12 protein-coding genes, 1 tRNA gene and 1 pseudogene are annotated in these 11220 nt (G+C 75.3%); 8 read left to right on the top strand and 6 right to left on the bottom strand.

The annotated features are described in order from the left end of the window. Positions 1-243 precede the first annotated feature (243 nt). From ABT247_RS11800 to ABT247_RS11790, 3 genes are read left to right on the top strand one after another with little or no spacing between them, the layout of a single operon-like run. The gene (locus ABT247_RS11800; RefSeq protein WP_350741504.1) at positions 244-414 is read left to right on the top strand and encodes a hypothetical protein; all 171 of its coding nucleotides are present in this window, start codon (positions 244-246) and stop codon (positions 412-414) included. Next, the gene (locus ABT247_RS11795; protein ID WP_350741502.1) at positions 411-1595 is read left to right on the top strand and encodes a methyltransferase domain-containing protein; all 1185 of its coding nucleotides are present in this window, start codon (positions 411-413) and stop codon (positions 1593-1595) included. The genes ABT247_RS11800 and ABT247_RS11795 overlap by 4 nt, the downstream gene beginning before the upstream one ends. Positions 1596-1622: 27 nt before the next feature. Further along, positions 1623-1871, top strand: a complete 249-nt coding sequence (locus ABT247_RS11790; protein WP_350741500.1) for a DUF6087 family protein — start codon at positions 1623-1625, stop codon at positions 1869-1871. Positions 1872-2024: 153 nt separating this feature from the next. Here the strand turns inward: ABT247_RS11790 and ABT247_RS11785 are convergent. Beyond that, a tRNA-Lys gene (locus ABT247_RS11785) sits at positions 2025-2097 on the bottom strand. Positions 2098-2348: 251 nt separating this feature from the next. Beyond that, positions 2349-3062, bottom strand: a complete 714-nt coding sequence (locus ABT247_RS11780) for a nucleotidyltransferase domain-containing protein (protein WP_350741498.1) — start codon at positions 3060-3062, stop codon at positions 2349-2351. A 286-nt stretch (positions 3063-3348) separates the two neighbouring features. Between ABT247_RS11780 and ABT247_RS11775 the strand changes: the two genes are divergently transcribed. From ABT247_RS11775 to ABT247_RS11765, 3 genes are all read left to right on the top strand, one after another. After that, on the top strand, positions 3349-4572 hold the full coding sequence (locus tag ABT247_RS11775; RefSeq protein ID WP_350741496.1) for a DNA glycosylase AlkZ-like family protein: 1224 nt from the start codon (positions 3349-3351) through the stop codon (positions 4570-4572). A gap of 10 nt (positions 4573-4582) precedes the next feature. Then, on the top strand, positions 4583-5344 hold the full coding sequence (locus ABT247_RS11770; protein WP_350741494.1) for an SDR family oxidoreductase: 762 nt from the start codon (positions 4583-4585) through the stop codon (positions 5342-5344). A 216-nt stretch (positions 5345-5560) separates the two neighbouring features. After that, positions 5561-6256, top strand: coding sequence for a tyrosine-protein phosphatase (locus ABT247_RS11765; RefSeq protein WP_350741492.1), 696 nt, complete (start codon positions 5561-5563; stop codon positions 6254-6256). Positions 6257-6260: 4 nt separating this feature from the next. On the opposite strand, the gene ABT247_RS11760 is transcribed toward ABT247_RS11765, so the two are convergent. Together ABT247_RS11760 and ABT247_RS11755 are read right to left on the bottom strand one after the other, a co-directional pair. Next, positions 6261-6710, bottom strand: coding sequence for an RICIN domain-containing protein (locus ABT247_RS11760; RefSeq protein ID WP_350741490.1), 450 nt, complete (start codon positions 6708-6710; stop codon positions 6261-6263). A 124-nt stretch (positions 6711-6834) separates the two neighbouring features. Continuing rightward, positions 6835-8004, bottom strand: a complete 1170-nt coding sequence (locus ABT247_RS11755) for a low temperature requirement protein A (protein ID WP_350741488.1) — start codon at positions 8002-8004, stop codon at positions 6835-6837. Between the two features lie 77 nt (positions 8005-8081). Between ABT247_RS11755 and ABT247_RS11750 the strand changes: the two genes are divergently transcribed. Together ABT247_RS11750 and ABT247_RS11745 are read left to right on the top strand one after the other, a co-directional pair. Next, positions 8082-9200, top strand: a complete 1119-nt coding sequence (locus ABT247_RS11750; RefSeq protein WP_350741486.1) for a hypothetical protein — start codon at positions 8082-8084, stop codon at positions 9198-9200. A gap of 110 nt (positions 9201-9310) precedes the next feature. Further along, entirely contained in the window at positions 9311-9646 is a 336-nt protein-coding gene (locus tag ABT247_RS11745; RefSeq protein WP_350741484.1) for a hypothetical protein, read from the top strand. Between the two features lie 168 nt (positions 9647-9814). Here ABT247_RS11745 and ABT247_RS11740 read toward each other — a convergent pair whose 3' ends face one another. Together ABT247_RS11740 and ABT247_RS11735 are read right to left on the bottom strand one after the other, a co-directional pair. Then, positions 9815-10678, bottom strand: coding sequence for a TIGR02452 family protein (locus tag ABT247_RS11740; protein ID WP_350741482.1), 864 nt, complete (start codon positions 10676-10678; stop codon positions 9815-9817). Between the two features lie 216 nt (positions 10679-10894). Continuing rightward, positions 10895-11220: pseudogene (locus ABT247_RS11735) on the bottom strand (DEAD/DEAH box helicase); the annotation flags it as partial.

Here is an 11220-nt window from a genome sequence, read left to right as displayed (position 1 = left end):
GCACCAACACGACGGTCCGAGCATGCCTACCGAGCGACGGCCACACACCTCACCTGCGAAAACGTGACCCTGCCTTCGGTTTGGGAATCGCTTCTCAGCGTCGGGAGGCCGCACCACTCAAGCACCACCGAGAGGAGCATCGCGATGACCACCGCACCCCCGCCCCCGACCGGCCCGGCCCCGCCCGGCCCGGGGCCGGACGTCACCACCACGACCACGACCACGACCAGGTAGGAGGCTCCCATGGGATGGGGCACTGGTAAGGGCGGCAGCTCCGGCGGCGGCAGCGGCGCCAACGACGGCGGCCAGGGCAAGCACGGAGGCGGGGGCAAGGACTTCGGGAAGTCGAAGCCCTCCCCGGACACGTCGTCGGCGCCGTCGGGCGGCAAGCACGGCGGCGGTAAGGGCAAGTGACCAGCCAGCACCAGGAGCAGGCCGCCGCGCGCGGCCTGCTCCGCGCCGTCTCCCAGTCCATCGGCTACGACGTCGCCGCCGTGTGGGGCCGCGCCATCGCGGCAGTGCCGCGCGCCCGATTCCTCCCTGACAGGGTGTGGCTGCTACACGGCGACGCCTACGACGTGTGTGATCGCCGGGACGCGCCTGAGCGGTGGCTCGCCTCGGCCTATGCCGATGCGCCGGTTGTGACGCAGATCAACGACGGGCGGGAGCCCGATGACCCGGCCGACGCATGGCCGTCATGCTCGGCATCTGCGCCGTCGATCGTGATCGCGATGCTCGACGCCCTCGACCTCACCGCCGGCACCCGCGTCCTGGAGATCGGCACCGGCACTGGCTGGAATGCCGCGCTGCTCGCCCATCGCCTCGGCGACGCGAACGTAGTTACCGTCGAAGTCGACCCCGCGCTCGCGGCCCGCGCCCGGTCCACGCTCGCGAGCCTCGGGTACGCGCCGACCGTCGTGTGCGGCGACGGCCGCCTCGGCTGGGCCCCCGGGCAGGCCTACGACCGCGTGGTCGCCACATGCTCCGTGCGGCGGATCCCGCCTGCGTGGATCGCACAGACCAGAACGGGTGGGACGATCCTCGCGCCGTGGGACTCCCCGTGGATCTGCGGCGGCCTGGTCCAGCTGACCGTCGGCGACGACGGCAGCGCCGCCGGCCGCTACTCCCCTGATTCGGCCTTCATGCTGATGCGCACCCAGCGGCCGGACCTGTTGCTGTTCCGGGACGTCGTACACGACGACCACCAGCCCACCGAGTCCGTCACGACCCTGGACCCCTGGTCCGTCGCCGACGCCGGGGTCGAGACCCAGTTCGCCCTCGGGCTTCGCCTCGGAGACCTCTGGTACGCCTGGCACCACGACCCCGAGGTGGACGGCGTGGCCACACGGCTGTGGGTAGCCACCACCGACGGCACCTCGTGGGCCGCCGTCGACTGGGACGGTACCGAGGACGCCGGCCGGTACACGGTGTGGCAGCACGGCCCGCGCCGGCCGTGGGACGAGGTCGAGGCCGCATACCAGTGGTGGCTCGACAACGGCCGGCCCGGGCCGTGCCGGTTCGGACTGACCGTCAGGCCCGACGGCGAACACCGGGCCTGGCTGGACACCACGACCAACAGCTGGCCGCTGCGGTGACGGAGTACGCTCGGCTCGCCGAGGGAGGTGCGCACAGTGGACGAGGACGAGCCCCTGGAGCTGTGGGCCGCGTGCCGAGACGCCCTCCAGCGCCCGGTCGGCGAGCTACGCGCCGTACACCTCGACGGCCGGGACCGGCCAGCCCACGTGGCCCCGGACGAGCCTCGGCTCATCGAGCGATGGGACGGCGTGCAGTGGCTGCCCGAGACGATCGCCGACGGCTACGCGGCCGCGCAACGGATCGTCCACGGCATCCGCGGGGACGGTGTGTTCTGAACACCGGCACGCTGCCTGTACCCGCATGAGCACGAGGCTTCAGTAACCTTCGGGCCAGCACCGGGCCAGCATTGTCACCATGCGCCTGCACTGGATCTACGGACAAGGCTCCTACCGGCACAATCCGCGCTGGTAGGAGCCTTGGTCGTTCGGTGGGCCGCCAGGGGCTCGAACCCTGAACCTACGGATTAAAAGTCCGCAGCTCTGCCAATTGAGCTAGCGGCCCGCGGCCCCGGTCCCGGTGGTGCCTGGTGGGGAGGGCCACGGCGATCCTACCCGGTGGGGCCCAGGGCTCCGCCAGTGGATTGGCCGGGCGCGCCGGGCCGGTGGGACGGGCGCCGTGGCGGGGTCCCGCGGTGGCGCGCCGTGGCGGGGTGCCTTGGCAGGGTGCCTTGGCGGGGTGCCGTGGCGGGGTGCCGTGGCGGGGTGCCTTGGCGGCGCCTTGGCGGGGGTCCTGCCGCGACCCGTGGGGCGGGCTCAGTGCGAAGGCTCGGAGAGCCGGCTCTGCGGCGGCCGGTAGTGGGCGGCGCGGACGCGGCGGAGCCAGGCCTCGGCGGGGCGCGGGTCGGGGGCGTCAGGCAGCACCCCGGGCCGGGCGAGCCGTTCGGCGGCGTCGGCGAGCAGGGCCCCGGCGCTGTCCGGGCGGTCCGCGATGTGTTCGCCCAGCTCTCGGACGCGCTCCGGGTCGGGCAGCCGGATCAGGTTCCGGCCGGTCTCGTGCAGCCGGACGGCCTGCTCCACCAGCCGGACCAGGTGCCGGGCGTGCTTGGCGGCCCGGCGGCGGCTCGCCGGGTCGGTGGTGTCGCGGCTCAGCAGTTTGCGGAACTGCTGGTCGGCGTAGCCGAGATAGGCCTTGCGGACGGCCGGCCCGCTGAGGAAGGCCGAGCGGATCCCCACCAGCTCGCGGCCGAGCGGGGTGACGGTCTCGTACAGGTCCTCCGGCAGCCAGACCAGCTCGGAGGCGGTCGGGTTGCAGGACAGCGCCAGCCGGCACCACTTGGCGGCCTCGTGCAGGGTGACGTCGGGCGCGGTGGTGACGTGCGACTCGACCGGGCGGTGCAGGCCGTGCAACTCCTCGGTGGGGGTGGCGAACAGGCCCAGCCGGTCGAGGTCCGAGCCGGCGTGGGCGAAGCCGTACGCGGTGGAGCCGACGATGCCGGACAGCAGGACGGTGCCGGGGGCGGCGGCCACGGGCGGACTCCTCTCGAAGGGCGGACCGGAGGCCGGCCGCCAGCTCGAATCGAACGTCGGATCCGAGGCCGCCGCCGAGATGGCCCCGGAGCTCCGGCTCAAAGGCCTCACGGACGGACGGGCGACCGGACCGACAGGCGGCCAGACGCACGGGCGGGCGGGCGGACAGACGGACGCAGGGACGGACGGACGGCCACCGCCTCCGTCCCGCAATCCTCCCCGCTGCGGGCCGCGCCGGGCGAGCGAGTTTCCGCTCCGAGGCGCTTCCGCCGCCGATACTGGCTCCATGGAGCATGATCCCCACCCGCAGGCCGTCGGCATCGAGAGGTTGCGGGCCTGGTGGTCGCACCGGCAGTGGCTGGACCGCCCGCACACCGGGGCGTCCGCCGCCGAGGTGCTGGCCGCCACCGGCTGGGCCCGTTCGGTGGGCGGTGCGGCCCCGTACCTGGGCCTGTTCGCCCGGGCCGGACTCGGCCGAGCGGCCGTGGACGCGGCGGTGGCCGCCCTCGAGGTGCACGAGCTGCCGTCCGCACGCGGCTGCACGTACGTGCTGCCCGCCGCCGACTTCGCGCTCGGCCTGGCCGCCGGCGCGGCCGCCCCGGAGGGCGAACTGGCCTCGGCGGCCAAGCACCTGGGGGTCGGCCGGGACGAGGTGGAGCAGCTCTGCCTGGCCGTCGAACGGGTCCTGGCCGGCAGCGGGCCACTGGATCCGGCCGCCATCCGGGCGGCGGTCGGTGACGCCGCCCGGCCGCTCGGCGAGGCGGGCCGCAAACGCGGCCTGACGACCACCCTGCCGCTCGCCCTCGGTCTGCTGCAGGCGCGCGGCCGGATCCGCCGGGTGCCGGTCAACGGCCGTCTGGACCAGCAGCGTTACGGCTACGTCGGCTGGGACCAGCCGGTCCGCGGGGACGCCGTCGACCTCGCCCGCCGGTACTTCTCCTGGGCCGCCCCCGCCACCCTCAAGCACTTCCGCTGGTTCTCCGGCTTCACCGCCGCCACCGCCCGGCGGGCCGCCGCCGAGGCCGGGCTGGTCCCGCTCGCGCCCGGCTCCGACCTGCTGATGCCGCCCGAACTCGCCAAGGAGTTCGCCGCTTTCGAGGTGCCGAGGGATCCGCACTACACGCTGCTGGCCGGCATCGACGGCATCCACCTGCTCCACCGCGACCTGCCCCGGCTGCTCGACCCGGCCGACGCCGCCCGCCCCCTGCCGGCCGGCCGCGCCGGGCGCACCTTCGGCACCGAGGCCGACCCGCAGACCCACCTGGTGCTCGACCGCGGGCGGATCGTCGGCCTGTGGGAGTACGACACCGAGCGGGCCGAGATCGTCCACCAGCTGTTCGTCCCGCCGGACGACGCGCTGCGCGACGCCCTGACCCGCACCGAGGCCTTCGTCCGGGACGAGCTCGGCGATGCCCGCGGCTTCAGCCTGGACTCGCCGAAGAGCCGGGCTCCGAAGGTCGCCGCCCTGCGGGCCGCGATGTCCCGCGCCTCCGGTCGAACGGCCGGGTAGCGTACGGGCCATGACGACCACCAGCACCGACGACGTCCTCGTCGTCACCGGCGCCGGCCGCGGCATCGGTGCCGCGACCGCCCGGCTGGCCGCCCGCCGCGGCTACCGGGTCTGCGTCAACTACCGTACGGACGACGCCTCGGCCGCCGCCGTGGTGGACGCCATCCGGGCCGAGGGCGGCACCGCCCTGGCCGTACGGGCCGACGTCAGCCGCACCGCCGAGGTGGAGCGGCTGTTCACCACCGTGGACGCCGAACTCGGGCCGCTCACCGCCCTGGTGAACAACGCGGGCGCACTGGAGAAGCAGTGCCGGCTGGAGGACATCGACGAGGCCCGGCTGAACCGGATCTGGGCCGCCAACGTCACCGGGCCCTTCCTGTGCGCCGCCCAGGCCGTCCGTCGGATGTCCACCCGGTACGGCGGGCGCGGCGGCGCGATCGTCAACGTCGGCTCGGCGGCCTCCCGGCTCGGCTCACCGAACGAGTACGTCGACTACGCGGCCGCCAAGGGCGCGGTGGACTCGATGACCCGCGGGCTGGCGCTGGAGGTCGCGGCCGAGGGCATCCGGGTCAACTGCGTCCGCCCGGGCCTGATCCACACCGGCATCCACGCACTCGGCGGCGAGCCCGGCCGGATCGACCGCGTCGCGCCGGGCCTGCCGATGCGGCGCGGCGGGCAGCCGGAGGAGGTCGCCGAGGCGGTCCTGTTCCTGCTCTCCCCGGCCGCCTCGTACACCACGGGGGCGTTCCTGGAGGTCTCCGGGGGGCGCTGAGGGCCACCCGCCACGGCTCCGCTCCCCGGGCTCAGCAGCCGGGGACCGAGGCGCCAGGGACCGAGGCGCCGGGGGCCGGGGACCGAGGCGCCGGGGACCGAGGCGCCGGGGACCGAGGGGCCGGAGGGCGGCCAGCGCTCCACGGGCCGGGGTTTCAACGCACCGCCTCCTCCGGTTTCCTTCCGCCGGTCCGGCCTCGCCCGTACGGTGGACGCCATGACCGACGCCTTCATCGACATCCCCGGTGTGCGCAACTTCCGTGACGCCGGCGGGGTCGGCACCCTGCGCCGGGGCGTGCTGTACCGCTCCGGCTCGTTCCACCTGCTCACCGAGGAGGGCGCCCGTCGGCTGAAGGCCCTCGGCCTGCGGACGGTCATCGACCTGCGCAGCCCGGTCGAACTCCAGGTCTGGCCGGACCAGCGGCACGACCTCGACCACGAGACCCTCAGCCTGCCGACCCTGCCCGCCAACCGCGAGGACCTCGACCGGCCCTGGCCCGAGGACCAGGCCGCCCTCTACACCTTCATGCCGGAGACCGCCGGGCCCTCGCTCGCCGCGGTCATCCGCCGCCTGGCCGCCCCGGAGGCGCTGCCGGCCGTCGTCCACTGCGCCGTCGGCAAGGACCGCACCGGCTTGACCATCGCCGTCCTGCAGTCCCTGCTGGGCGCCTCCGACGCCGACATCACCACCGACTTCCTGCGCTCCAACGCGGGCCTCGGCCTGGACCGCGGGCCCGTCCCGTACATCGACGAGGCCGGCACCGAGCGCGTCTCCCGTCCGGTGGGCGCCGAGCTCATCGCCTCCTCCCTCGCCTGGATCCGCAGCCACCACGGCACCGTCCCGGCCTACCTCCTGGCCCAGGGCGTCACCGAGGCCGAACTCGACGCCGTCCGCGCCAACCTCTCCGGCTGAGCCCCTACCCCCACCGCTCGAAGCGCCACCACTGGGTGGGCGCGTCCACGTCCTCCCACTGCTGGACGCCCGCGTCCGGCTCCGCCGGGGCGGTCAGCGGCTTGCCGCTGATGAAGCTGGTGACGGTGTACGTCCCCGGCGCGTCGACGTGGGCCTCCAGCAGCCACTCCTGCGCACCGAAGGCGTTGGCGGACCACAGCTGGATCGGGACGCCGTCCTCCGGGGAGGCGCCGGTGACGTCCAGGCGTTTGCCCCCGGCGGCGCTCTCGATGTGGAACAGCGCGCCGCCCGGGTGGACGGCGCTGAGCTGCCAGAGCTGCGCCTCGGAGCCGTCGTCCGCGCCCACGCGCACCCGGGCGCCGCTGCGCCGGGAGCCCTGGGCGACCTCGAGCAGCAGGCCGCTGCCGACGTTGCGGATCCGGTAGCGGCCGTCGGTGATCGCGGCCTCGCCCACGCCGCCGGCCCCGGCGCCGGCCCCCCGGACGGTCTCCCGGTCGACCCCTCGGTCGGTCCCTCGCTGAGTCGCTCGCTCAGTCGCTCGGTCAGTCGCTCGGTCAGTCCCTCGGTCAGTCCCTCGGTCAGTCATGACGGGAGTCTCCCACCGGCGGCCGACAGCCGGACTCGTACCCGAACACAGCGGCCAGCACGGCCACGACCGCGCCCACTTGGGCCAGTGCGGAGACCCCGGTGCCCAGCGGAACGGTCACCGCGACGGCCATCGCACCGACCAGCCGGGGCAGTTGGGGGCGCAGCCCGAAGAAGCGCCGGACGGCCGTGTTCGCCGCCAGGTAGAGGGTGATGCCCCCGGCCAGCGCGACGGCCTGCGGGAGGGTGGTCGCGGCGCCGGGGTGGGCGACCGCCGACTTCACCCCGGCGGCGAACAGCAGCACGCCGAGGAGCAACCCGAAGTGGCCGAGGTAGTAGACGGTGACGGCGGCCCGGTTGCGTTCGGCGGAGGGCAGCGCCGCCATGTGGTGCTCGGCGTGCGCGTCGTCGTCGTACCCGAAGCACGCCCACCAGAGGCCGACGCACACGGCCAGGCAGAGCAGGGCGACGGCGATCAGGGCGGGCCCGAGCTCGGCCGTTCCGGCGCCCGCCCCGACCGCGATCACCGACTCGCCGAAGGCGATGATCACGATCAGCCCGTGCCGTTCCACGAAGTGGTCCGCGCGCAGCCGGAACTCGGGCAGCCGGGCCACCCGCGGGGTGATGAACTGCATCGCGAAGGCCACCGCCCAGCAGACCAGTTGGGCTGTACCGGCGAGGTAGCCGCCGGTCACGACCAGGGTGCCGACGACCAGGTTGGACGCCCCCATCCGCAGCACCGCGGCGGGCGTCACCCCGGCGGCGACGAACATCCCGGTGTGCAGCGCGACCACCAGCAGGTACGCCCAGCCGAAGGCGGCGCCGCCGCCCTCGAAGGCGTGCGGGACGGACAGCGCGATCACCAGGAAGGCGCCCATCGCCAGCATCAGCGCCCCGCCCGGACCCCGGGTGCGCGGCGGCAGTGCGTTGGTCAGCCAGATGAACGCGTCGTACATCCACCAGATCAGGCCGAGCATCACCAGCACCTGGGCGAACCCGCCGAGGGTGAGGTGGTGGACCAGGCTGCCGGTGAGCTGGGTGATGGTGAAGATGAAGACGAGGTCCAGGAAGAGTTCCAACGGCGCCACCTTCAAGGCGGGTTCGGAAGCCTCCTGGGCCTCCGCGGCCTGGCGGGTGCCGGGGGGCACGGGGGTCGCGGTCACCGCGCGAGTATCCGTCACCGGGGCGGAACCCGGCAGGGGTTTCCGGTGGACGGACCGCGCCGCCTATGCTGCGGCGGATGTCCACCGAGCAGAACGCCCAGCCGACCGGCGACCACGTCCCGTCGCGACGTCAGCAGCCCACCCTGCTCGGCGCCGTGGCCGAGCTGGAGGCGGTGGTCGCGGCCGGGTACGACGAGCACGTCGGCCGGTTCCTGGGACCGGTCGGCGCGCTGTTCGGTTCTGCGGGAGTCGCCGAGCGGCAGGCCGCCGGCCCGCGGCTGGCCGCGCTGCTGCCGGACGCCCCGCCGTTCCCCCGGGCCCACCTGGCCATGGTCGTCGGCGCCTGCGTGGAGTCCGGCGCCGATCCGGTGGCCTGCTCCGGGCCGGTACTGGCCGGCCTGCGCGGGGCGCTGACCGGCGCCCAGCGGCTGGTGGAGCACTGGGCGCGGACCGGCGGCGGGCCGCTGCCGGATCGGGAGGAGGACGATCCGGCCGGGGCGCACGCCCGGATCGCGGACCCGGCGCACCTGGCCGAGTGGCCCGCGCACCTGGCCGTGGTCGCCTGGTGGACGCTGCACCTGTGGCAGCAGGCCGCCTGGGCGGTCTACGCGCACGCCCCGGCCCGGACCGAGGCCCGCTCCTCGGGCGTCACCGAGGTGCTGCTGGAGCTGATCGGCCGGTACCAGGGCGGGCGGCACGACCTCGAGGGCCTGGCCCACCTGGCCCAGGTGCTCGACGACGAGCCGCTGCTGGTGCTCGACCGACCCACCGGCACCGGTTACCTGCTGCGGATGAGCGGCCTGAGCGACACCTTCCAACTGCACACCCTGCTCGCCGACGTGCTGATCGGCGGCGGCCACCTCCCCGGCGCCCCGCAGGACCCGGAGGTGGTGGCGCTGGCCCGGACCGGCGTCCCGGACGGCCGCCGGCTGATCGCCACCGGCGCCTTCAACCTGGTGGCACCGGACGGCTCCTGGCTCTGGAACGAGGGCACGCCCGGTGACATCCCCGCCCTGGACGGCGTGCGCACCCTGGTGCTGGAGCCGCTGCCGTACGAGCGGAGTTGGTCGGCCGGGCGGTTCATCCAGGAGCTCCCGGGCGACCTGCGGCTGGAGCGGGTGCTGGACCGGGCGGAGGCGGCGCGGCTGCTGGCCCGGACGGTGCCGGGCGTCCCGGCGGCGCAGGCCTTCCGGTAGGAGGCCCCAGTGGGCCGTCCCGTTCGCCGGGTTATGGTCGGAAGCCGACGCAGCCCTGCGGCCGCGGCCCCCGCGGACCCGGCCCCGACGAGTGACGAGTGGAGTCGACGATGGCGAAGGTCCCGGACGTGCTCTCGGCCGCCGCGCCCGCGGCGCTGACCGCGGCGAGCGGCCTGGTCGGCGGCTACGGCGTCGCCCGCTGGAGCGGCCGGCGCGAGTTGGGCGGCGCGGTGCTGGCGGTGGCCGGTGCCGGGGCGGCCGCTCAGTGGCGCCGGACCACGGGCCCGGCCGCCGCGGCGGCGCTGACCGGCCTGTACGTGGCGGCCTTCGGCGGCTCGCACCCCCTCGCGAAGCGCATCGGCGCCTGGCCGTCCGTCCTCGCGGTCACCGGCGTGGTCACGGCCGCCTCCACGGCCGCCACGGTGCTGGCCGCCCGCAAGCGGTAGCTCGGGCGCAGCCGCCCGCACGCGGTGGCCCAACCGCAGCCGCCCGCACGCAGTGGCCCAACCGCAGCCGCCCGCACGCAGTGGCCCAACCGCAGCCGCCCGCACGCAGTGGCCCAGGCGGGTCGGCCACACGCAGTGGCCCAGCCGCAGCCGCCCGCACGCGGTGGCTCAGGCGGGGTCGACCGCCGGGCCGAACCGGGCCTCGAAGGCCGCCCGGTTGGCCGAGACCGGTGAGCGGTCCCAGACCGCGAACACCACCTGGTCGAAGGCGGCCCCGTACCGGGCCAGCGCGCCCTCGAAGGCCTCGGCCACCTGGGCCGGGTCGTTGCGGAACACCCCGCAGCCCCAGGCACCGAGCACCAGGGCGCGGACCTCGTGCCGGGCCGCCGCGGCGAGCACCCGGACGGCCCGCTCGGCGAGCACCCCGCGGACGTCCGTACCGGGTGAACGCCGTTCCAGCTGGCCGGCGTTGGGGGCCGGGGAGGTCAGGAAGGTGACCGGGTAGGGCCGGTCCAGCAGGGCGCCGCGCCCGTCCCGGATCACCGGCACGCCCGGCGAGACGATCACCCGGTGGCTGTACCGCAGGTCGGTCGAGGCCCGGTGGGCGTCGTAGTAGTCGGGCGCCTGGAGCAGGCACGAGTACAGCAGCGCACTGCGGCACAGGTCCTCCTCCTGGGCGCGGGCGCCGCGCAGGTAGCCCCCGCCGGGGTTGCGCGCGGAGGCGAAGTTCAGCACCCCGACCGGCCCGGCGCCGGCCGCGACCAGCCGGCGGGCGGCCTGGACGCTCCCCTCGGCCGTGACCTCGATCCGCCCGGCCGCCGGCCCCGGCCCCGGCTCGGACGAGGCTCCCCGCTCCGCCCCCGGGGACGCCAGCAGAGCGTCCAGCTCCGCCGGCGCGTACGACACCGTGGCCGCCTTCGCCGCCGCCAACTCCTCCCTTACCTGCACGAGTTCGCCCCCGGCCGTCCGGTAGCTCCCCCGCTCGGCGATCTCCTCGTTCACCGCTGCCACATCACGCAGTCTGCTGCTCATGCCGGTGACGCTACGGGACTACCGCCGACCGGCGCCACAGGTTATTCTCACTTGCAGAACAACGACGCCCCGGGGCGCGCAGGGGGGTGCGCAAGGGGGGTGCAGGGGTGTCGGGGAACACGAAGGGCCCGCTCCGGGAACGGAGCGGGCCCTTCGTGTGTCCGGCCTCAGTCAGCCCGACCGGCGGTCGGCCACCGGTCGTGCGAGGTCAGCAGGTCAGTTCTTCCAGCGCGGCTTGCGGTCGTCGCGGTTGAAGCCGCCGCGCTCGCGGTCGAAACCGCCGCGGTCCCGGTTGAAGCCACCGCGGTCGGCCTGCGGACGGCCGCCGGAGCGGTGGTCGTCGCGGCGCGCGAACGGACGGCTGCTGGCGCCGCGCTCGTCGCGGTCCCGGCCGAAGGACGGACGGTCACCGAAGGAACGGGCCGGACGGTCGCCGAAGGAACGGCCGCCGCGGTCGTCGCGGCCGGCGAAACCGCCGGGGCGGCGCTCGTCGCGGTCGAAGCCACCGGAACGGCGGTCATCGCGGTCACGGCCACCGAAGC

Source organism: Kitasatospora sp. NPDC001539 (assembly GCF_040298565.1).
Classification (GTDB): domain Bacteria; phylum Actinomycetota; class Actinomycetes; order Streptomycetales; family Streptomycetaceae; genus Kitasatospora.
Note: the sequence above shows the minus strand (reverse complement) of the source record. Positions and strands in the feature narration are given on the sequence as shown.

Excerpts from the sequence above, each read along its gene's own strand:
- ABT247_RS11800 (WP_350741504.1), top strand. The coding sequence starts at position 244 with ATGGGATGGGGCACTGGTAAGGGCGGCAGCTCCGGCGGCGGCAGCGGC.
- ABT247_RS11775 (WP_350741496.1), top strand. The coding sequence starts at position 3,349 with ATGGAGCATGATCCCCACCCGCAGGCCGTCGGCATCGAGAGGTTGCGG.
- ABT247_RS11770 (WP_350741494.1), top strand. The coding sequence starts at position 4,583 with ATGACGACCACCAGCACCGACGACGTCCTCGTCGTCACCGGCGCCGGC.
- ABT247_RS11765 (WP_350741492.1), top strand. The coding sequence starts at position 5,561 with ATGACCGACGCCTTCATCGACATCCCCGGTGTGCGCAACTTCCGTGAC.
- ABT247_RS11750 (WP_350741486.1), top strand. The coding sequence starts at position 8,082 with ATGTCCACCGAGCAGAACGCCCAGCCGACCGGCGACCACGTCCCGTCG.
- ABT247_RS11745 (WP_350741484.1), top strand. The coding sequence starts at position 9,311 with ATGGCGAAGGTCCCGGACGTGCTCTCGGCCGCCGCGCCCGCGGCGCTG.
- ABT247_RS11740 (WP_350741482.1), bottom strand. The coding sequence starts at position 10,678 with ATGAGCAGCAGACTGCGTGATGTGGCAGCGGTGAACGAGGAGATCGCC.